Raw genomic sequence first — 21909 nt, 5'->3', positions numbered from 1 at the left:
TCAGCCAAGAATTATATCTATCATACTTGCCACAGGTTCACTTCTAAAAAGCCAACCAGTAACAAAATTACGGCAGGAGGTCATTGGTCATTGGATAATTTTCTCTTCTGCTCCTCTACTCCTCTGCTCCTCTGCTCCTCTGCCCCCTGCTCCCTTGCCAATCACTAGGGCGTAAACTTCTTGAATGCCAGGGTAACATTATGACCACCAAAGCCGAAAGAATTAGATAAAGCCACCTCGACTACCTGATCACGACTTTTATGAGGGACATAATCTAGGTCACATTCAGGATCAAGATTTTCGATATTGATGGTGGGGGGAATTTTGTCATGAGCGATCGCCAAAACCGTCGCCACAGCTTCAATCCCACCAGAACCACCTAACAGATGTCCCGTCATAGATTTAGTAGAACTAATAGCTATCTTATACGCATAATCCCCCAAAGCTTTCTTAATCGCAGCGGTTTCATTTTTATCATTAGCCTCTGTACTAGTTCCATGGGCATTGATATAACTAACCATTTCTGGTGTCAAATCCCCATCTTTTAAAGCTAAGGCGATCGCTCTAGCCGCACCTAAACCACCGGGAACAGGCGAAGTCATGTGATAAGCATCACAGGTCATCCCGTAACCGACAATTTCTCCATAAATCTTTGCACTACGACTAATGGCGTGTTCCAATTCTTCCAGAATTAAAATTCCTGCCCCCTCACCCATCACAAAGCCATCCCGATCTCGATCAAAAGGACGACAAGCGTGGGCTGGATCATCATTGCGAGTTGATAAAGCGCGAGCAGCCGCAAACCCCGCCACTGACAAAGGTGTAACCGCCGCCTCACAACCTCCGCAAATCATCGCCTTGGCATATCCACCTTGAATCTGACGAAAAGCATCGCCGATAGAATTAGAACCAGCAGCACAAGCCGTTACAGAACAAGAATTCGGACCCTTCGCACCCGTATGAATTGCTGTTAATCCTGCTGCCATATTGGCAATCATCATGGGAATCATGAACGGACTACAACGACTAGGACCCCGCTTAGGATCTAAGTAAATAGTTTGCTGGTCTTCTAATACCTTAATCCCACCAATGCCCGAACCAATGATCACACCAACTTGTTCGGCATTGAGATCATTAATCACCAAACCTGAATCTGCAACCGCTTGAATAGCTGCAGATACACCCAATTGGGCAAACCGATCCATCCGCTTGGCTTCTTTGCGCTCTAAATAACTCTCTGGATCAAAATTTTTGACCTCACCCGCAATGCGGCAACTATGTTTAGACGCATCAAAAGCGGTAATATAGTCAATTCCATTGCGTCCGCTTAATAGTCCTTCCCAATATTCAGCAGATGTGTTACCAATAGGTGTAATCGCACCCACACCTGTTACAACAACGCGATTACGTTTATAGTCTGTCATGATTACATTAAATATGGCGAAAAAGCAGCAGGGGGAAACAATTAAGAGTGCTGAGTTCCGAGTTAAGTATCCTTAGTTAAGAGTATACTATTTGCTCAATATTATGACTTTTGGGGTTTTTCTCGCAGTCAAACTTACAGTTTAGACACTCAATACTCATGTACCGGCGGGTTTATCCAGTTAATCTGTGTACCTTCAAAATTTCTCTTTAAACCCGCCATACCGATTCATAGCTTGTTTATGATGAAGCACTAACTTGCTTGTCTATGTAATCTACTGCGTCTTGAACAGATGCAATCTTTTCAGCAGCTTCATCAGGAATTTCAATCTCAAATTCTTCTTCCAAAGCCATCACTAGTTCAACAGTATCCAAGGAATCAGCGCCTAGATCCTCCATGAAAATAGATTGGGGTGTAATCTTTTCAGCCTCTACACTGAGTTGGTCGGCGACAATTTTTTTAACTTTTTCAAAAGTCTCTGTTTGGCTCATAAATAAAAGTCCTTAACAAGTTGCTATGATTTGCTCTAAATGAACAAAGTTTTTTTGGGCATATACATCTTATCGGAAAGAGTGAACCTGAGTATAGGTTCTATCATTAAAAGTGATGATTAAAGATTAAGGAGAACCTGAAAATCAGAGATAGAGAGTTGAATAACCCAATTAACTCTCAATAAATGCCCATCACATCTAAAACATTAAACCTAATATAATTCTATGCTATCTAAACCGCTAAAATACGCTTACTATCCCGGTTGTGTAGCTCAAGGAGCCTGTCGGGAACTGTATATATCAACCCAATCTCTCACTCAAGCCTTGGGAATTGAACTAGTTGAACTCAAAAAAGCCTCTTGCTGTGGTTCAGGCACATTTAAAGAAGATTCTCAACTATTAGAAGACACAGTTAACGCCAGAAATATCGCCCTAGCAGAATCATTAAATCTCCCCTTACTCACCCATTGCAGCACTTGTCAGGGTGTAATCGGTCATGTTGATGAACGGTTAAAAGAATGTCAGTCAACCAACCCCGACTACTTCAACAAAGTAAATGGCTTATTACAAAAAGAAGGCTGTTTCCCTTACCAAGGGAGTACAGAAGTTAAACATCTTCTTTATGCTTTAGTCGCAGATTATGGTTTAGAAGAAATTACCCAGCGAGTCACCAAAAAATTAAGTGGATTAAAATGTGCAGCTTTCTATGGCTGTTATCTCCTCCGCGCTCAAAAATCTATACCCTATGATGATCCTTTTGCACCGGAAGCAATGGAAAATGTATTTCGGGCAGTAGGGGCGACACCTGTATATTATCGTGGCAGAACTCAATGCTGTGGTTGGCCTTTATCTAGCTACGCGACAACAGAATCTTTCCAAATGGCGGGAAATCATCTTCAAGAAGCTTTAGCTCATGGGGCTGATTGTATCGTTACACCATGTCCTTTGTGTCATTTAAATTTAGATTCTCGTCAACCAGAAGTAGAAAAGGTAATTGGTGAAAAGTTAGGTTTACCAATCTTACACCTACCCCAATTGATTGCTTTGGCTTTAGGTGTCAGTCCCAAAGAAATTGGTTTAGAACGACACATAGTATCCACAAAAACCATCTTAGAAAAATTAGGATTCTGACAGTAGGGGCGGGGTTTCCCCGCCCAAAATTCTTGGGTTTCCCCGCCCAAAATTCTTGGGTTTCCCCGTCCAAAATTCAGAACTCAAGAAGAAAAAAGAATAAAAAAATTACCCATTACCAATTACAGATTTCTGATATTCTTCCTCACTAATTAAATCGTCTTTATTTTCTATCCGATCTAAAAATACTAATCCTTCCAGATGATCATATTCATGTTGAAAAATTCGAGCAATAAAACCAGTTAATTCTTGTCTTTGTAAATTGCCATTACGGTCTGTATACTCAACTTCAATTTTTTGATATCTAGGAACTAAACCCCTAATTCCCGGTACACTTAAACAACCTTCCCAATCTTTAATCACTTCTGAAGAATTGGCAACAATTCGGGGATTAATCATTGCTGTTGGTTGCATTTCTGGAGCATGGGGATATCTGGCATTAGGACGAGAAGCAACGATAAATAAACGATAGGATGCTGCTATTTGTGGTGCAGCAATTCCCACACCGTTAGCTTGAGCAACTGAGGTAATTAATTCATCAATGAGGTTTTGAATTTTCTCATCTTGAACATCCTCAACCGCAACAGCTTTTTGTCGTAATATCGGATTACCTAATTTAATAATTTGTGCTAATTCATTCATTTTTAGAATAGGGTAAATAATTCAATGTCAACTGTATTTTACTTCGGTTTATACTCCAAGTTATACCTAAAATGCCAAGAACAGCTAATGCACTTAATGGTAGCCAATCTTTGGGACTTACCACTTGCATTAACTTATCTAGCTGTTCGGGGTTGGATAACCAGTCTAGGGCTTGTTGACGAAAGATCCGGCATTTTTGCTCAGTCATTTATTGACCATTAATAATTAATAATATTGATAAAATCTTCAGCAGTGATAATCGGGCAAGAAAAATTATCTTTTAAACTGAGTAAATCACGATCGCCCGTCACGAGATAATCAGCCTCACTGACTACAGCTAGAAGTAAAAAAGGCACATCAAACGGGTCACGACATTCAGGAATTACAGGTAAGCGATCAGGCATCGTCACAGCCTCACAAAACAGGATATAATCCGATATTAAATCTTCTTGCTCCGTTGGCGTGAGCTTAAACTTGGGATAAGCCAGCACTCGAATCAACTCAGTGGTTGTCGCTTTAGAAACTAACGGAATAAAAAGATCATCCTGCCATCCTAAACGCAGCCTAGATACTTTACCCCCAAATATCAACGCCGAGACTATAATATTAGTATCAATTACAACACGAAAAGAAGCCATCACGATTGACGCGCCCAAGCTATCGCATCAGCCACATCCTGCTCATTCAGGTTTAATTCCGCCAGTTTAGATCGAACCGCGTCAGCCCTTTGAATTTTCACAGGAGTGAGAATAATTTGCCCATTCTCCACCTTGACCTCAAAATACTCGGACTCTCCCATTATTTCACGGGTAATACTTTTAGGCAGCGTTAGCTGATTCTTAGAAGTTAATTTGGCGAGCATGACTTGTCTCCTAGCCTTTACAGAAAATGTAAGGAATCCTTACTTGAGTATATACAAAAAAACATCTTTTTTTACTATCAAGATCAGGCTTGGGAAGCTTTGGAAATGGCGGGTTTAGCGAATGATATTCAAGCCTTACCGATGGGGACACTGTTATTTCTGAAGGTGGTGGTAATCTATCAGGAGGACAAAGACAAAGGTTATTTATTGCCCGCGCTTTGGTGCATAAACCGCAGATTTTATTGTTTGATGAAGCGACTTCTGCGTTAGATAATCAGACTCAGTGCATTGTTACTCAAAGTTGAGAACAGTTGGGGGTAACTCCTGTGATCATTGCTCATCGTTTGAGTACGATTCAAAATGCTGATACAATTTATGTGTTGGCAAATGGGAAGATAGTCCAAGAGGGGAGTTTTGAGGAGTTGGCAGCAGTTAAGGGGTTATTTGCTAATTTGATGTTGCGACAGATGACTTGAAATAAACGTGAAATAAATCAAAAATTTTGGCATTGCATAATATGGCGCTATTAGCAACGCCAAGTTTTATCAGTTTTGAGAATCTGGACAGGAAATCCGGGACAACTAACCAAATATCAATTTTCCTTGTTAACTGGTAAAGGAGCAGGTTTAACTAAGAATTGAGAAATTTTGCCATTACGCTCTACTTGCATTGGTAAAGGAATGCCAACCTTACTATTTTCTACTATTCTTTGCACCTCATCAACTTTCAAAACAGGTTGATTATTCATACTTTTGATCACATCTCCTGGACGTAATCCAGCGGTAGCTGCGGGTGAATTAGGAACAATCCTCACTAATAGAATTCCTTCATTTGCCGATAAATTTATTTTATCTCCAAATCTGGCAACTATTTTTTCTTTAACTTCAGGTGTTAATGTCACCATTTGTATTCCCAAATAGGGATGATCAACTCTACCTTTGGCAATTATTTCCTCGGCGATTTTTTGGGCAGTATTAATAGGAATGGCAAATCCCAAACCTTGAGCGCCTTGAATAATTGCTGTATTCATCCCAATCACTTCACCACGAGCATTTAGTAATGGTCCACCGGAGTTTCCAGGATTAATTGCTGCATCAGTTTGCAGATAATCAACACGCTTATCACTAGCACCAATATCACTACTAGAACGATCTGTGGCACTGATAATTCCCGAAGTAACAGTATTATTTAAACCTAAAGGATTACCAATCGCAATCACGGCTTCTCCCGGTTGTAAAGTATCAGATTTCCCTAAAGCTAGACTGGGTAAATTATTGGCCTCAATTTGAATTACTGCCACATCTGTCACCGCATCTTCACCTAATACTTTACCTTTAAAAGTTCGTCCATCTTTAAGAGTAACTGTTACCGAATCAGCACCGTCTACAACGTGGGAATTAGTTAAAATTTGCCCAGATGAATTAATGATAAATCCCGAACCACTACCTCTTTCTACTCGTTCTCTGGGTTGTGTGGGGATTCTATTCCCAAAAAATCCGCGAAAAAAGGGATCAGAAAATTCGTCTGGAACTTGAGTTGTGACGGTTCTAGTTGAATCAATGCGAACAACTGCACCTCCCACCTTTTGTACTACTTTGACAACAAAATTAGGATCTCCAGAAGCGGAAAAAATCGCGGGAGGAGCAATTTCTGTGGTAGGTACAGTGGTTTTTTGTGGTTGTGCATTGCTAGGTTCGATTTCTGTGGTGGTTTTTTTGAGATTCGTGCAACCTCCGAGCATAAAAAATGCTACACCACATACGACAATCCATTTTTTACCTTTATTTCCCAAGTTTTGCCTTAAAAATCTAGTATTAATATTTTGTGTTGCTAAGTTATGATTATTAATCTTTATCATGTGATTATTGCTCCGTATTCGTTAGTGGGTGCTAGAATATTAGTTACCAGGTTTTTATCAGAGTGATTATAGATGACACAGGGGTAATTACAAATTAGGAATGATGAATTACGGATAAAGGTGGTGTGAATGGAAATTCCCATAGATGATTTATGGAATCGTGTATTAGAGCGTTTACAGTTAGAGTTAGCCCCTCCTACCTTTGAAACTTGGATTAAAACAGCTTATGCACAGCAGCTAGAAAATAACTGTTTGGTAATATATGCTCCTAATCCTTTTGCTCGCAATTGGCTTCAGAAGTATTACATCCATACTATTGCTAATGTAGTCCAAGATATTGTGGGTTATCCAATAGAGATTTATATTACTGTAGTTGAGGATAAGGAAGTTGCTCATGTTGATCAACCGGAAGTGGAAGGGAAATTACCAGCAATAAATCATACTTTGGCAAATGCTCCCATAAGTTCGCAAAAGACTTCAGATTTAAATTCTAAATATGTTTTTTCCCGGTTTGTTGTCGGTGCTAATAATCGCATGGCTCATGCGGCTTCTCTAGCTGTGGCAGAATATCCAGGTAGGGAATTTAATCCGTTATTTTTATGTGGTGGTGTGGGTTTGGGGAAAACTCACTTAATGCAAGCTATTGGTAATTATCGCTGGGAAATCTGTCCCCATTCTAAGATATTTTATGTGTCTACGGAGCAGTTTACAAATGATTTGATTACTGCTATTCGTCAAGATAGTATGCAGAGTTTCCGATCACATTATCGGGCTGCTGATATGCTGCTAGTTGATGATATTCAGTTTTTGGAGGGGAAGGAATATACTCAAGAGGAATTTTTTCATACTTTTAATACTTTACATGAGGCGGGTAAGCAAGTTGTAATTGCTTCAGACCGTCCTCCTAATCAAATTCCCAGTTTACAAGAACGGTTGTGTTCACGGTTTTCTATGGGGCTAATTGCGGATGTGCAAATGCCTGATTTAGAGACGAGAATGGCTATTCTGCAAAAAAAAGCTGAGTATGAAAATATTCGTTTACCACGGGAGGTAGTTGAATATATTGCTTCTAATTGTACTTCTAATATCCGTGAGTTAGAGGGGGCGTTAATTCGAGCTTTGGCTTATATTTCTATTTGGGGTTTACCTATGACTGTGGAGAATCTGTCACCGATTTTAGGCACTCCCAGTCAGAAAATAGAAACTACTCCTGAGATAATTTTAAATATAGTTGCAGATGCTTTGAATGTTTCTATTGAGGATTTGAAGGGTAATTCCCGTCGTCGAGAAATAAGTTGGGCTAGGCAAATAGGAATGTATTTAATGCGACAACTTACGAATTTGAGTTTACCGAAGATAGGGGAGGAGTTTGGGGGGAAAGATCATACGACGGTGATGTATAGTTGTGAGAAAATTACTCAGTTGAAGGAGAGTGATCAGAGTTTAATGCAAACTTTACACCAATTGAGCGATCGCATCCAAATGGCTACTACCAAAAATAAAATGAATATTGTTGATGTTTTCCACAACCAAAAAAATTAACTCTTCCCATGAAAATCTGCACTATTAAGTCCGAATTTTAAGAAAAATATAATAAATGATTAATTTTTATTTAAAATTGCGGTCAAAATCCAATTTTTTGCAGCAAACCTGTGGAAAACTTTAATTTATTATTTATCGGTTTCATCAAGTATTATGATTTTGGGAAAATTTAGGATAGTTTTTCCACAGTTTTTCCACAGGCAACTATCCAGATCATTTGTTTTTTTATATCAGGAGTATTGACAAATGGATGAATTTATGGGCGCTGCTATTTTCCAGGCTAAACAAGGTAGACAAGAAGGAGGAATTCCCATTGGCTCTGTTTTGGTGAAGGATGGTAAAATTGTCGGACAGGGACACAATAAGCGCGTCCAAGATGGTGATCCTGTAACTCATGCGGAGATTGATTGTCTCCGTAATGCGGGCAGAATTGGTAACTACAGAGGGACAATTCTCTACTCTACGTTAATGCCTTGTTATTTGTGTGCTGGTGCTGTGGTGCAATTTGGGATTAAAAAAGTTATTGCTGGAGAATCTAAAACTTTTCCTGGCGCTAGAGAGTTTATGGTATCTCACGGTGTGGAAGTCATAGATTTAAATTTAGATGAATGTGAACAAATGATGCGTGAATTTATTACAACTAACCCGGAACTTTGGCTGGAAGACATTGGAAGATAGGAGTCAGGAGTCAGAAGTCAGGAGTCAGGAGTCAGGAGTCAGGAAGAAGAAAGAAGAAATGAATGAAACGTAAAATTGTTCCATTACCCATTACCCATTCACATTACCTCCACAATTAAAATTGAGAAATTAGTGTCAATTTTCTCCAGTTGCGTTATGATGGCGATCGCAAGCCTAAAAACCTTGCCGGCTGGATATTGCCACGACTGTTCAGCATAAATAGCGTTTAGTAGTGGTAATTACCGTACAAAACCGAACTCCTAAGCAGCTTACTCTTGTTAGTTATGGTATAGTGGAAAAGTTAGAACTAGCTTTACCAAACTATAATTGCTCTACGCGCAGGTAATAATTGCAAGCGGAAGGCTGTTTTGATCAAGAATTTACACACAAAAATCTGAAATACATCCAGTTTATGATTCAGCAAGTAATTCACCCAATGGTGAAATTGCAGCGCAACGTGCAATCACTCGTAGAATCCAATATTATCAAACCCAATGATAGGATTTGGAAAATTGCCTTACTCTATGGCGATGATTGGCAACATTGGAAACAAGAGTTGCTAGACTTTGGATTTAGCACTCAAGATCCAATTGGCGATTTATTAGCGGTAGAAAAGTGGGACGACGATTAAACATCTCAATTAGACTGGCTTTATCTAGGATAGATTTGACGTAGATACGCCTACCTTTAGCAATGATAGAGCTTTGTCCTTGCTTTTATGGTGGGTGCAATTCTTCCGTCACTCGATTTTGGATTGATAATTTTGGACTTCGACTTCCCTCAGTCGAACGATTTTGGATTCACTCCACCCTCAAGTATAGATATGGAAAATTTTGGATTTAGAATTGACGTTAGCGAAGCGTATGCAGCGCAGCGAGTATTTTTCCATCAGTAGAGGACGGAGACTGATACCAAATTTTTTAATCTATAGCAGGAGTCAGAAGTCAGGAGTCAGGAGAAAACCCCTGTAGTAATAAGAACTTGACCGTTGATTGATGTCCTAACCGCCTTGGCACTTGCTATAAAATCTCAAATCTCAAATCTCAAATTCCCCGTCCAAACACATACTCAAGCATTTTTATCAAGGTAGGTAAATTATGGTTCAAACCTTACCTAAAACCCAGTTAGTAACCTTTGAAGAGTTTATTAAATGGAAACCAGAAGGCGGATTTTATGAACTGCATGATGGGGAAATTATTGAGATGAATCCACCATTAGGAAAACACGAAAGCAGAACTGGGATTTTATCCAGAAAATTGACAGTCGAGTTTGACAGACTTGATCTTCCCTGTTTTATTCCCAAACAGGCATTAGTTAAACCACCAACAACGGAATCAGCCTATTGTCCAGATGTTTTGTTGATAAATTCCACCAACTTAGTCAATGAACCGCTTTGGGAAAAAAAAGCAACAGTAACTCAAGGTGATTCTGTACCATTAATCATCGAAGTGGTGAGTAGCAATTGGCGAGTTGATTACTATAAAAAATATAGTGATTATGAAGAAATGGGAATTAAAGAATATTGGATTGTTGATTATCAACCCTTTGGTGCTGGTAAATTCGTGGGTGAACCAAAACAACCTACCATATCAGTTTGTTCTCTAATTGGTGATGAGTATGAAATTAACCATTTTAGAGACAATGAGCCAATAATTTCCCGCACTTTTCCCGAATTGAACCTAACCGCTAACCGGATTTTGCTAACTGCTAACTGCTGATTGATATTAATGCCTGAGCCAACTCCTTGGCAGTATGATAGCGATCGCGTGGTAAAGGTTCTGTTACACAATCAATTACCTGTCTTAGTTTATCATTAATGGTTGGTATCCCCTTAACCTCAAAGCGAAAATTCCGCCCCCTTTGGCGATAAAATTTTAAAGGATTTTCCCCAGTTAATAAAAAAATTAACGTCGGACCAATAGCATACAAATCAGATTGGGTAAGGGGTTGTCCCCGTTCCTGTTCAGGAGCGCAAAAACCCTCAGCACCGATTCTTGTCCCTGGTTTTGTGCCAATTTCCTTAACAGCACCAAAATCCAACACCACAATACTATTATTACCACTTCGCACCATCAGATTAGCCGGCTTAATATCCCGGTGAATTAATGGTGTTTGTTGGTGATGAAGATAATCTAGAATATCACAAGTTTGGATCATCCAAGCGATCGCTTGCTTTGGAGTTACAGGTCCAGTTAAGCGAATCCGTTTGTCTAAATCTTGTCCATGAATTAACTCCATAGCCAAGTATTTTTTACCATCTTCCACAAAGAAATCATAATACTTGGGAACTCCCGGATGATTAAGATGCTTGAGAATACTAGCCTCGCGGATGAACAACTCTTGAGCCTTGGGAATTTTCACCATATCAGCATTCATCTGCTTAATTACCAGTAATTGTGGTACACCAGTAATTTCACCAACACCATCCCAAGCTAAATAGGTAGTACCCATACCACCCTTGCCCAAAGTGCGTAATACCTGGTAATGACGAATAGTCTTTTGCACCAAAATTGGTTGACCACAGTGAATACAAAACACATTTTGAGGATGATTCCCTTCGTGAGTACAACCAGTGGTGGAATATTCTGGAGTGATATTAATCTTTTGATTAATTTCTCCATCTCCTGAACCTGAAACTGGGATAACTAGAGGAGATAATTTCTGGACTTGTACCTTGAGTACAGGCCCGCCGTGAGCTAATTGCAGCAAAGAATTATCAGCAACAATAGATTTAGTAACCAAAGAGCCATTCAGGAAAGTCCCATTAGTTCCATGACTAATTAACTCCCAATTATCTCCTCTGGCATTATTAACTAATTTCAGTTCTAAATGATACCGAGAAACTAAATTTTCGGACAAAACAACGTGATTATCTACCGCCCGGCCAATGCGAACAACGGTAGAACCCTCAAAGCACCACTGTTGCAGCGGTGTTTGTGTGCCTTTTGCTAATAGGGTCAAAGTAATCACAATACAACCTAAAATTTAAGATCAAAAAACTAATTTTAGAGGCAACTTTGCTGAGATATTCGGACGTTCACTCGTACCAGTATAGCTGTAATATTGTCATGACCATTATGTTCATTACCCAATTCAATTAAATTTTGAACCCCTGTGACTAAATTACTGGAAGAACTTAATAAGGGTTGGAGATGAGTTTGCCAATGAGTTTCTAAGCAGTCATTATCTGATAAACCATCTGAAACCAATACCAGAAGCATATCTTCATTGATATCAAATAACATCACATCAGGACGGATATAATCTTCGTGGCGTGGACCCAAAGCTTGGGTAAGTTGATAAGCATCCGCACGTCCATAGGCAATACTAGGTTCTATACCCCTAGCAATTTCTCGTTGACCAACTTCATGGTCTATAGTTATTTGTTCTAGTCCTTGCTTGCGAGTCAGCCAATAAAGACGACTATCTCCCACATGAGCAATTGCCGCTTGATTATCTTGAATTAGTAGCATGACCAAAGTAGTACCCATGCGACCAATACCAGAACGAGATTCTTTTTGATTAAGTTCATAAATAGCTTGATTAGCCAGATAAACTGCTTGACGAATAGACTCCTTGGCAGGCAATTCTGTATCTACCCAAATTTCTTGAAAGTATTGACGGATAGTATTTACCGCTAATTGACTAGCTATTTCACCTCCAGCATGACCACCCATACCATCACAAAGAATATATAAACCTTGTGCTTTAACTTGACTATTTCCTGGTAACTCTATCTTGTGAACTTGACTATCAACACCAAAATAGTCCTCATTATGATCACGTTGACGACCCACATCAGTAGCTGCTGCATATTCCACGCTACTTAGCTGCATGGATAGAACTAGAGTTGGGGCTTCATCACTTTTATTTTTTGTATCATTACATAGCGCCAAGACAGGTGATGAAGTTGGTTGTTCCTGATGACATTCTTCGGCTATTTCTTGTAAATGCGATAGCAATTGCGCCAGAGTTTGAATATTCCCAGATTCCACATCCTCTAACATCTGCACTACACAATCCAATGGAGTGTGTTGGCATTCTCTAAACAAAGTTTGCCACATCCGACCCAAACTTTTAAGAGTTAAGGCTTGTTGTCCATTCTCTGGTATTTCCGTCAAATCTAAAACTTCGGGTGGTTGTGGTATCAGTAACGGTGTCTCTATATATAGCCTTTGTAATACCAGAGTTTGTCCTTCATCTAAGCGCAAATTCGACAACTCTAACAAACTTTGGCGACAATTCACAGTTTCTAACAACTCCCAAAGTTGAGTCATTTGATAAAACCAATGTAAAATTTCCACCGGACTGATTGTATCTCGTCGCAAAACATCAAGCAACGTGGGGAAATTGGATCTATTTTCTAACAAGACTACTTGAAGATGATCTTGCCGCCAAGCATCATGAATATTTGGTATTCCTGGGTGCTTATCTACCTGCAATTTTAGATAAGCTTGTGCTAGAGCCGGAATTGTCCTTATATCCATCTTTGTCCCGTGCAAAAGCATCGCCCCAGTTAGTGATATTTCGTAAGGTTGACAATCTAGAACCTTGACTTCTATATAATCCGCAAATACTTGCGGAGATTCTAACAACCGATAACGTTGCCAAGGATCTAAATAAGCATCTAAAATAAATTTGGAGAACAGACCAGAATCTTCGCCATTATCCGCTATATTTTCTAAATTTTGGCTTAATTTCGCAGTTTCTGCTGTGACAGAAACTACCTTATCTACTGCCTGAGTAATGATCGCATACCAAACTGTGCTAGATTCTGCACCACATTTATAACAATACTGTGCATCTAAAGCCATATCGGCACTGCACTCAGAGCAGATTTTATGAGCTAAGGATGTACCACAGTTTTGACAGAACTTATTACTATCAACATTTTCAAATTTACACTGGGGGCAAATCAGCATAGTCGGACTTCCTTGATTTTCCTACTAAGGTGCTTTCAGTCTCTCTAGTCACAAACATTCAAACTGTTCACAATTAAATAACTAAAATTAAAATTATGCTACCTAAGAACTAAGTGCTATTGTTGAGACTCTTTTGTATACTGGTATTACAGTACCTTAATCTATTTTTCCGGTGAATGATTTAATTTTGTGACTTCTAAGGGAGTGAGTTCTCGCCATTGTCCTGGTGCTAAATCATTTAATTGAATATTACCAATACTTATCCTAATTAACCGCAAAGTCGGAAAACCCACAGTAGCCGTCATGCGACGGACTTGGCGATTTTTACCTTCAGTTAAGGTCATTTCTAACCAAGCGGTGGGAATACTTTTCCGAAACCGAATGGGGGGAATACGTTGGACTACGGATGGTTCTTCTAACAATAACCTAACCTGAGCAGGACGAGTCCGGCAATCTTGAATTTCTACCCCACGTTGTAGCCGATGAATTGCATCAATATCAGGAATGCGTTCCACCTGCGCCCAATAGGTACGTTGATGACCAAAGCGTGGATGTGCTAGACGATGCTGTAACTGTCCATCATTTGTTAACAACAGTAGTCCCTCACTGTCCCAATCTAAACGCCCCACAGCATAAACATCGGGAACATCTATATACTCTTTTAGCGTAATATGTTTGGGACTTTCTTGAGTAAATTGGCTCAAAACTCCATAGGGTTTGTGAAAAATAATATACCGATGATTCATAAGATACAGGAGTCAGGAGTCAGGAGTCAGAAGTCAGAAGTCACCGAGTCAGCCCGCATTTCTCACAAACAATGCGATTCCTAGGTCGCGCTATCTCTATTCCTTCGGAACGCTATGCGAACGAGACGCTACCGCGAACGCAATCGCAATCTATCTAATCCTTATAGAGAAACGGTTTCGGGCATTTTTCACGGAGTTGATTTTTGATGCAGTGTGAAAACCTAGAATCCAGATTTTATAAGGGTTTGAGGATTTTGGTGAGAAATCCGGGTCAGGAGTCACCGAGTCAGGAGGAAGAACAAAGAATTAATAAACATCAATAAGTAATAGGAAAGAATTAATTACACAACTGATTTTTCTGTTCCCTGTTCCCTCGTTGAAAAAATCATAACTCCGTTCGCGTAGCGTCTCCGAAGGAGAAACTCCGAACTCCGAACTCAGGTGTTCCCTGTTCCCTCTCTCAACAAATAAATTTAATTTTGTCAGACTACTTAATTATGACAATTAGCAAAATCAGCCGTAGATCCTTTTTATTTCTGGGTGGGGCAACCTTAGCACAAGGATTAACCTTAACATTACCTAGTTATGCTCAACCAGTCCAGCTAAACAAAAGTCAAATTAATGGTATCCCTTTTTATCAAACCATAGTTGATCTCACAGATCCAAAAACCTTGATGACAATGGGTTTAGCCAAAAATGCCAGCTCTGCCAACACCATTCAAAAAACCAGTGGTGATGAAGAATTTAGTAAATTAGTGGCGCGTTATCAGGCTACTGTAGTTGCTAATGGTACATTCTTCGCCAAAAATCCGCAAAAAACAGTGATGGGTAACATGGTAGCTGGGGGGAAGTTTGTCAAATACAGTCCCTGGGAAAATTTTGGGACTACCTTGGGATTAGGAGTCGGTAATAAACCAGAAATGGTAACAGCTAGAGTAGATGGTAAACCGCAATGGAATAAACATTGGTTTTCCCTAACTTGTGGACCGAGATTATTGCGACAGGGGGAAATATGGATAAATCCCAGTATTGAAGGCTTTAAAGATCCTGCTGTTTTAGGCAATAGCTCCCGTACAGCCATTGGTTTTACTCAGGACGGTACAAAGCTGATTTTAGCCAATTTTGAAATTAACCTCACTTTACAGCAGGAAGCAGAAGCAATGAAAGCGATCGGTTGTTATGAAGCTATGAATTTAGATGGTGGAGCGTCCAGAGCCTTAGCCAACAAAACCAATATTATAGTTCCTGCGGGTAGACCTTTAACCAATGTCATCGTCATTTATGATGCCACAAATCCTGCTCCCACAGCTTTAGAACAGGCATGGCTGAAGTTTCAAAAAGGAGAACGTCCCCCCATACCTACTTTGTAAATAAGGCAGGGAGTAGGGGAGAAATTTTCTTCTTTCTTCTTTCTTCTTCTGAACTCCTGACTCCTGACTCGGTGACTCCTGACTCCTGACTTCTGGATTACGGAGTCAGGGGTATAATTTTTAATTTTTAATGGGGTTTGACGGCAAATACGACTATAAAGTTACGGTTCACCCCAATTCCTGAAAGTATTAATTCCCATACATTAGTCAATGTGAAAGCACATAAATCCATGAAACCACTAGACATAATTTATAAAATTCACCGTTCCCCTGACGGTTCGGTAAACCACCCTGCATGGAATGGCTACCACTGAGTTTATTTCTATTTCTTGCCCTGGGTAGCCTAGTTTGGGATTGTCTTCCCAGCAAGGCCATTCATTTTTTTTGGGCAACTGATTGTGATTAGCAGTTAGTTAATGCAATTTTATATTCTCTCTGAGTTCATTTAGTAATTTTATACGGAGCAAACACCCAAAATGGCAAAGGTAGTTGGAATTGATTTAGGAACGACTAACTCCTGTGTGGCAGTAATGGAAGGCGGTAAACCCACCGTTATCGCAAATGCAGAAGGTTTTCGGACAACACCCTCGGTGGTTGCATTTGCCAAAAACGGCGACAATTTAGTTGGTCAAATCGCTAAACGCCAAGCGGTAATGAACCCCGAAAATACTTTCTATTCTGTGAAACGCTTTATTGGTCGTCGTTTCGACGAAATTACCAATGAGGCTACAGAAGTTTCTTATAAAGTTCTCAGCAGTGGCGGTAACGTTAAAGTAGATTCTCCTGGCGCTGGTAAACAATTTGCACCTGAAGAAATTTCTGCGAAAGTTCTCCGCAAATTGGTTGAAGATGCTAGTAAATACCTGGGTGAAACTGTTACCCAAGCTGTAATTACCGTTCCTGCTTACTTCAATGACTCTCAGCGTCAAGCTACTAAGGACGCGGGAAAAATCGCTGGTATTGACGTTCTCCGTATTATCAACGAACCTACCGCAGCTTCCCTAGCTTATGGCTTTGATAAAAAGAGCAACGAAACTATCCTGGTATTTGACTTGGGTGGTGGTACTTTTGACGTATCCGTTCTAGAAGTAGGCGACGGTGTATTTGAAGTATTATCAACATCCGGTGATACTCACCTGGGTGGTGACGACTTTGATAAAAAAATCGTTGACTTCCTAGCTGAACAGTTCAAAAAAGACGAAGGTATTGACCTCCGTAAGGACAAACAAGCTTTACAACGTCTGACTGAAGCCGCAGAAAAAGCCAAAATTGAACTTTCTAGCGTTACTCAAGCGGAAATTAACCTGCCATTTATCACTGCTACTCAGGACGGTCCAAAGCATTTGGATACAATTCTGACTCGCGCTAAGTTTGAAGAACTCTGCGCTGATTTAATTGACCGTTGCCGCATTCCTGTAGAAGATGCAATCAAAGGTGCGAAGTTAAATAAGACCAATATTGACGAAGTGGTTCTCGTTGGTGGTTCTACCCGGATTCCCGCAGTTCAAGATGTGGTCAAACGGGTGTTAGGTAAAGAGCCTAACCAAAGCGTTAACCCTGATGAGGTTGTAGCTGTTGGTGCTGCTATTCAAGCGGGTGTCTTGGCTGGTGATGTTACGGGTATCCTATTGTTAGACGTAACACCATTATCTTTGGGTGTAGAAACCTTGGGTGGTGTCATGACTAAGATTATTCCTCGCAATACTACAATTCCTACCAAGAAATCAGAAGTGTTCTCTACTGCTGTAGACGGACAAACTAATGTGGAAATTCACGTTCTCCAAGGTGAGAGAGAATTCGCCAATGATAACAAGAGTCTAGGAACTTTCCGTTTGGATGGTATTCCTCCTGCTCCTCGTGGTGTTCCCCAAATTGAAGTTACTTTTGATATTGACGCTAACGGTATTCTCAATGTTGCGGCTAAGGATAAGGGAACTGGTAAGGAACAATCTATTAGTATCACGGGTGCTTCTACTCTGGATAAGAATGATGTAGAACGCATGGTGAGAGAAGCTGAACAAAATGCTTCTTCCGATAAGGAACGTCGTGAAAAAATTGAGCGCAAAAACCAAGCTGATTCTTTAGCTTATCAAGCTGAAAAGCAGTTGGAAGAGTTGGGTGATAAAGTCCCTGCTGCTGATAAGACTAAGGTTGAAGGTTTGGTTAAGGAAGTGCGGGAAGCTGTTGCTAAAGAAGATGATACTCAAATCCAGAAGTTGATGCCAGAATTGCAACAAGCTCTGTTTGCTATTGGTAGCAATATCTATCAACAAGCTGGTGATGCTGCTGGTGCTGCTGGTACTGAACCTCCAAGCGGTGGTTCTGCTCCTTCTGGTGATGATGTCATTGATGCTGATTTCACTGAAAGCAAGTAGTTATAAATTCTCATCAAGGGTGGGGAAACCCCGCCCCTACGCTATTAATACTCACCTAGTTATTGCACTGGATGGGTATTTTTTATTTTTTGATGGTAATTAAATTAGGCATTGCTGAATCAAGGGATGACTCTTGTGGGGTAGGCATCTTGCCTGCCCAATAAATACAAGGAACGGGCAAGATGCCCGTCCCACAAAACCATTAAAATCATCCCCAATTTATGCAACGCCGATTCCCAAGAGTTGCGGAATAGGTTACTTGCTCATCAAAATGCTACTAAATATTTATCCACAAATGCTGATTTGTAAACTTTATGATACTATAAGTAAGTACGTACTATTTAAAATCAATAAAAATAAAATGTCAGAAAAAGTTTTCTTAGCATTAGTGGGTGGTAGAAGTGCTACTCCGACAATTATGGGAGCATTACAATTTCTTGAAGAATTTGATCGAATTAAATTTTTACTTTGTGAACATCCAACAAATATATATCAAACTTTTCAAGAAAAAACCATAGAAATTTTAAAGGCTCAGAAAAAAGAATTAATCTTTGAAAAAGAAAAAGATATCAGAATTGTTAACGGAAACGATTTTGAATCTGTATACTATACCATTCGAGAATTATGTAGTAGAAATATTAATTTGAAATTTGTTAACGTAACTTCTGCACCTCAAGAGATGGCTTTTGCTGTTTATAATTATGTTCGTGAAAATTATAATGAAGCTGTTGTTTTTAATGTAAATACTAATAAATCTCAACTTACTCCATTATGGGGCAATTGTTCCAATAAATTATCCAAAAAGTTAACTGTTGAAAATTATGTATCAGCTTGTGCAATTGAAATATTTAAACGAAAATTTAAAATAGAGGAATTATCCTTTAATGAAGAGCAAGCGGAAAAAATTGTTAATTATTTGGTTAATAATGTAGAAACATCAGATAGGATATTATCCATTTTACGTACAGAATTACAAAAAGGAACACCTCCAAAAACAATTACTGTCAAGGAAAAAGATATTTTAAAAGAAAACATAAGACGAGAAGAATTTATTGATTGTATTAAATTTTTAAGTGACAATAAAATTATCAGTAAATTTAATGAAATAACCTATTCTTTCCGCATTGAAAAACAATCAGATCAAGCTTTTTTGTCTGGTGATTGGCTTGAGTATTTTGTATATCTTGAAGGAAAAAAAATGCAGTTTGATTCTATCGAACTGAGTGTGGAATTGAACGATTTTAAAGGTGAAGTTGATGTATTTTGTGTTCACAATGCAAATGCTCTTATCTGCGAATGTAAAACTGGAAAGTTTGATACAAATGATTTAACTAATTTAGAGAGCAAAGCTATAAAATTAGGAGGCAAGTATTGTGTTCGGTTGTTGATTACTACTTCACAAAAAGTTACTGAAGAACTGATAAATAAGGCAAAAAATAGACAAATTTTGATAGTTGCTGGAGAGCAATTAAAAAATATTGGTACTATTTTGAAAAAACAAATGAATGACCCTGATTTTTCGAGAAGCTAAGTTAATAAGCGAGGAGTCAGAAGAGAATTAGGATTTATGAATCAATACAGTATGATTGTTCAATGGTCAGACGAAGATCAACTTTTCTTAGTCACAATTCCAGAATTTAGCCATCTTGTAATCATGCCTTGTACTCACGGTAAAACTCGTCAAGAAGCAATTCATAATGGTGGAGAAGTAATTAGAATGTACTTAGAAGCCTGGGAAGCAGAAGGTGAATCTATCCCTGAAGCAAGCACACTGCAAATTGCTTCTTAATATCAAAGGCACAAAAAAAGAGGTCTTTTTAGACCCCTGATAAAATCAAAGTAAAATAATGTTTGATTTATAGAAATTAAGACAAACCAGCATTAGTACCTTGTTTACCGGTTGCTAATTCCACTTTAACAATCTTGCCACCCATTTTTTGAATCCGTTGTTGTTCACGGAACCAATTTTCATAAGGAACTAACTTAGTAAAGTAGGTATTTTGTAATTCGCGTTGGGTACGAGTCCGAGATAGGCTAGGAACACAAGCAGTTACTTTAAATAGACGAGCCATTTTGTTTTAAATCTCCTGATATTGTTTTGGAAACTTTTTTATCTCAAATATCTTGAGTGAAAATCTTTAATTTATCTGTAAGGATTTAGCAATCAGTGGTCAGATTTTTTAAATTTTATGCCAAAAACGATATTTGATTACTTATCAATATATCAAATATTCTGACTTCTGACTCCTTACAATTATTTTTTCCAAGGCTGGAAATCAACCATCAGCACCAGACTGATAACACTTACAATCAATTAGCAAGAGAACCTTCTAGCAATCATGATTGATCTCCAGACCTTAATAATGCCGCACCTACATCACTAAGTGCAAAGCTAACTCCTAGCTCAAGCCAGAGGAGATATAGTCGAAGTAAACGCCCATTTCTTTACCAGCGTCAGGACCAACCAAACTAGCGGTTACTTCCTTCATAGCACTGATAGCTTGAATTGTAGCTCCTACGGGTACTCCCAAGGAGTTGTAGGTTTCTTTCAAACCATTCAATACACGCTCGTCCAAAATGGAAGCGTCGCCAGCCAACATAGCGTAGGTAGAATAACGCAAGTAGTAATCCAAGTCACGGATACAAGCTGCGTAACGACGGGTGGTGTACATATTACCACCGGGACGGGTGATGTCAGAGTACAACAAAGATTTAGCTACAGCTTCTTTAACGATCGCAGCAGCATTAGCGCTGATGGTTGTAGCTGCACGAACGCGCAGTTCACCAGTAGCGAAGTAGCCTTTTAGCTTTTCGAGAGCAGCGGTGTCAAGGTATTTACCTTGAACGTCTGAAGAATTGATAACGGAGGTAATTGCGTCTTGCATTGTTGTTTTTTCCTTATTTCCAACCTTATTGCTACAGTTTAAGTTTGAGCCGAGTTACAGCTAAAACTTACTGCATTGCACCAACAACGTAGTCGAAGTAAGAACCAGCTTCACCAGCGTCTTCAGAAGACAATAGGGTAGCAGCAACGTTCTTCATAGCGGCAACGCCACCAGCAACTGCATCAATGGGAGTACCCAAAGATTTGTACATTTCGCGTACACCAACGATACCGATTTCTTCGATGGCTGTAACATCACCAGAAACGATTCCGTAGGTAACGAGACGGAGGTAGTAGTCCAAGTCACGCAAGCAAGTAGCTGTCATTTCTTGACCGTAAGCGTTACCACCGGGGGAAACAACGTCAGGACGTTTTTGGAACAGTTGGTCGCCAGCTTGCTTGACAATGCGCTCGCGGTTTTCGGTCAATACTTGAGCGATGCGGAGACGTTGTGCGCCACCAGCAACAAAACCTTTGATTCTATCTAATTCACCGGGGCTGAGGTAGCGAGCTTCCGCATCAGCATTCACGATGGCTTTCGTGACGATACTCATTAATGGATTCCTCCAAAACTAATGGAACCAGAATTTGATTAAACTGGTACGACTTTATGTGGTTGGTAGTGACTTGACAACTTGGTTGACAGTTTTAGCCAGATTGTCTGGATTTGGTGTAAACCAGGTGGAAAACTCAATTACCTCCCGCAAAATATTGTCCAGTATTATGTTGAGCATTTATTACTGCTCTTAATATTTTGTAACACTTATTTTCAGATTCGCTCATTCTCAGGGAACAGGGAACAGGGAACAGGGAACAGGGAACAGGGAACAGGGAACAGGGAACAGGGAAAAGCCTGTGAAATCCAGATTAAACAGTCTTTTCTGAATCATGAGGGAGAAGAAAGGAAGAATTATCTTTTGCCTCTTTCCTCTTGCCTCTTGCCTCTTGCCTCTTGCCTCTTGCCTCTTGCCTCTTGCCTCTTGCC

General features: G+C 39.5%; 23 protein-coding genes and 1 pseudogene. 10 read left to right on the top strand and 14 right to left on the bottom strand.

The window, feature by feature from the left end; all coding sequences use genetic code 11:
• Positions 1-164: 164 nt before the first annotated feature.
• Complete coding sequence (gene fabF / locus PN471_RS19605) at positions 165-1424, bottom strand: beta-ketoacyl-ACP synthase II (protein ID WP_271778270.1); 1260 nt, start codon at positions 1422-1424, stop codon at positions 165-167.
• A gap of 238 nt (positions 1425-1662) precedes the next feature.
• Positions 1663-1914, bottom strand: a complete 252-nt coding sequence (gene acpP / locus PN471_RS19600) for an acyl carrier protein (RefSeq protein ID WP_271778269.1) — start codon at positions 1912-1914, stop codon at positions 1663-1665.
• A gap of 225 nt (positions 1915-2139) precedes the next feature.
• Here acpP and PN471_RS19595 point away from each other — a divergent pair, with 225 nt between their 5' ends.
• The gene (locus PN471_RS19595; protein ID WP_271778268.1) at positions 2140-3045 is read left to right on the top strand and encodes a CoB--CoM heterodisulfide reductase iron-sulfur subunit B family protein; all 906 of its coding nucleotides are present in this window, start codon (positions 2140-2142) and stop codon (positions 3043-3045) included.
• Between the two features lie 108 nt (positions 3046-3153).
• Here PN471_RS19595 and def read toward each other — a convergent pair whose 3' ends face one another.
• Genes def through PN471_RS19575 form a run of 4 tightly spaced genes read right to left on the bottom strand, consistent with a single transcriptional unit; the run spans position 3154 to position 4549 of the window.
• Entirely contained in the window at positions 3154-3687 is a 534-nt protein-coding gene (def, locus tag PN471_RS19590) for a peptide deformylase (protein ID WP_271778267.1), read from the bottom strand.
• Positions 3680-3895 carry a hypothetical protein gene (locus PN471_RS19585; protein WP_271778266.1) on the bottom strand — a complete coding sequence of 72 codons (216 nt, stop codon included), beginning with the start codon at positions 3893-3895 and terminating at the stop codon, positions 3680-3682. Before PN471_RS19585 ends, def begins: the two co-directional genes overlap by 8 nt.
• A 10-nt stretch (positions 3896-3905) precedes the next feature.
• Positions 3906-4325: a putative toxin-antitoxin system toxin component, PIN family gene (locus PN471_RS19580; RefSeq protein WP_271778265.1), complete on the bottom strand. Its 420-nt coding sequence runs from the start codon at positions 4323-4325 to the stop codon at positions 3906-3908.
• Entirely contained in the window at positions 4325-4549 is a 225-nt protein-coding gene (locus PN471_RS19575; RefSeq protein ID WP_271778264.1) for an AbrB/MazE/SpoVT family DNA-binding domain-containing protein, read from the bottom strand. The genes PN471_RS19580 and PN471_RS19575 overlap by 1 nt, the downstream gene beginning before the upstream one ends.
• Before the next feature lie 81 nt (positions 4550-4630).
• Here PN471_RS19575 and PN471_RS19570 point away from each other — a divergent pair.
• Positions 4631-5025: pseudogene (locus PN471_RS19570) on the top strand (ATP-binding cassette domain-containing protein); the annotation flags it as partial.
• A gap of 116 nt (positions 5026-5141) precedes the next feature.
• On the opposite strand, the gene PN471_RS19565 reads toward PN471_RS19570, so the two are convergent.
• Complete coding sequence (locus PN471_RS19565) at positions 5142-6407, bottom strand: HhoA/HhoB/HtrA family serine endopeptidase (RefSeq protein ID WP_271778263.1); 1266 nt, start codon at positions 6405-6407, stop codon at positions 5142-5144.
• Positions 6408-6536: 129 nt separating this feature from the next.
• On the opposite strand from PN471_RS19565, the gene dnaA reads away from it, so the two are divergent.
• The 4 genes from dnaA (at position 6537) to PN471_RS19545 (ending at position 10345) form a co-directional block, all read left to right on the top strand.
• Positions 6537-7949 carry a chromosomal replication initiator protein DnaA gene (dnaA, locus tag PN471_RS19560; RefSeq protein ID WP_271778262.1) on the top strand — a complete coding sequence of 471 codons (1413 nt, stop codon included), beginning with the start codon at positions 6537-6539 and terminating at the stop codon, positions 7947-7949.
• A gap of 246 nt (positions 7950-8195) precedes the next feature.
• Complete coding sequence (locus PN471_RS19555; protein ID WP_271778261.1) at positions 8196-8627, top strand: nucleoside deaminase; 432 nt, start codon at positions 8196-8198, stop codon at positions 8625-8627.
• Positions 8628-9039: 412 nt separating this feature from the next.
• A complete protein-coding gene (locus PN471_RS19550) occupies positions 9040-9258 on the top strand; it encodes a DUF4327 family protein (protein ID WP_027402742.1) in 219 nt (72 codons plus the stop codon).
• Positions 9259-9724: 466 nt separating this feature from the next.
• Positions 9725-10345: a Uma2 family endonuclease gene (locus PN471_RS19545; protein ID WP_271778260.1), complete on the top strand. Its 621-nt coding sequence runs from the start codon at positions 9725-9727 to the stop codon at positions 10343-10345.
• Here PN471_RS19545 and PN471_RS19540 read toward each other — a convergent pair.
• The 3 genes from PN471_RS19540 to PN471_RS19530 all read right to left on the bottom strand — a co-directional run bounded on the left by PN471_RS19540 (position 10335) and on the right by PN471_RS19530 (position 14295).
• A complete protein-coding gene (locus PN471_RS19540; protein WP_271778259.1) occupies positions 10335-11597 on the bottom strand; it encodes a protein kinase domain-containing protein in 1263 nt (420 codons plus the stop codon). The genes PN471_RS19545 and PN471_RS19540 overlap by 11 nt on opposite strands.
• Positions 11598-11632: 35 nt before the next feature.
• Positions 11633-13549 carry a serine/threonine phosphatase gene (locus tag PN471_RS19535; RefSeq protein WP_271778258.1) on the bottom strand — a complete coding sequence of 639 codons (1917 nt, stop codon included), beginning with the start codon at positions 13547-13549 and terminating at the stop codon, positions 11633-11635.
• A 161-nt stretch (positions 13550-13710) separates the two neighbouring features.
• Positions 13711-14295, bottom strand: a complete 585-nt coding sequence (locus PN471_RS19530; protein ID WP_271778257.1) for an rRNA large subunit pseudouridine synthase E — start codon at positions 14293-14295, stop codon at positions 13711-13713.
• A gap of 497 nt (positions 14296-14792) precedes the next feature.
• Between PN471_RS19530 and PN471_RS19525 the strand changes: the two genes are divergently transcribed.
• The 4 genes from PN471_RS19525 (at position 14793) to PN471_RS19510 (ending at position 19829) form a co-directional block, all read left to right on the top strand.
• Positions 14793-15665: a phosphodiester glycosidase family protein gene (locus tag PN471_RS19525; RefSeq protein ID WP_271778256.1), complete on the top strand. Its 873-nt coding sequence runs from the start codon at positions 14793-14795 to the stop codon at positions 15663-15665.
• 476 nt (positions 15666-16141) lie between these two features.
• Complete coding sequence (gene dnaK / locus PN471_RS19520; RefSeq protein ID WP_193891431.1) at positions 16142-18040, top strand: molecular chaperone DnaK; 1899 nt, start codon at positions 16142-16144, stop codon at positions 18038-18040.
• A 361-nt stretch (positions 18041-18401) separates the two neighbouring features.
• Positions 18402-19571, top strand: a complete 1170-nt coding sequence (locus PN471_RS19515; protein ID WP_271778255.1) for a Card1-like endonuclease domain-containing protein — start codon at positions 18402-18404, stop codon at positions 19569-19571.
• Between the two features lie 36 nt (positions 19572-19607).
• Entirely contained in the window at positions 19608-19829 is a 222-nt protein-coding gene (locus PN471_RS19510) for a type II toxin-antitoxin system HicB family antitoxin (protein ID WP_271778254.1), read from the top strand.
• A 76-nt stretch (positions 19830-19905) separates the two neighbouring features.
• Here the strand turns inward: PN471_RS19510 and PN471_RS19505 are convergent, their stop codons facing one another.
• The 4 genes from PN471_RS19505 to PN471_RS19490 form a co-directional block, all read right to left on the bottom strand.
• Positions 19906-20112, bottom strand: a complete 207-nt coding sequence (locus PN471_RS19505) for a phycobilisome linker polypeptide (RefSeq protein ID WP_027402734.1) — start codon at positions 20110-20112, stop codon at positions 19906-19908.
• 327 nt (positions 20113-20439) lie between these two features.
• Positions 20440-20925 (bottom strand): allophycocyanin subunit beta, encoded by a 486-nt coding sequence (apcB, locus tag PN471_RS19500; protein WP_027402733.1) that lies wholly within the window; start codon positions 20923-20925, stop codon positions 20440-20442.
• 67 nt (positions 20926-20992) lie between these two features.
• A complete protein-coding gene (apcA, locus tag PN471_RS19495; RefSeq protein ID WP_193891438.1) occupies positions 20993-21478 on the bottom strand; it encodes an allophycocyanin subunit alpha in 486 nt (161 codons plus the stop codon).
• A 54-nt stretch (positions 21479-21532) separates the two neighbouring features.
• Positions 21533-21658 carry a hypothetical protein gene (locus PN471_RS19490; RefSeq protein WP_271778253.1) on the bottom strand — a complete coding sequence of 42 codons (126 nt, stop codon included), beginning with the start codon at positions 21656-21658 and terminating at the stop codon, positions 21533-21535.
• Positions 21659-21909: the final 251 nt, after the last annotated feature.

The organism is Aphanizomenon sp. CS-733/32, from assembly GCF_028330045.1.
In the GTDB taxonomy this organism is placed as follows: Bacteria; Cyanobacteriota; Cyanobacteriia; order Cyanobacteriales; family Nostocaceae; genus Dolichospermum; species Dolichospermum gracile.
Note: the sequence above shows the minus strand (reverse complement) of the source record. Positions and strands in the feature narration are given on the sequence as shown.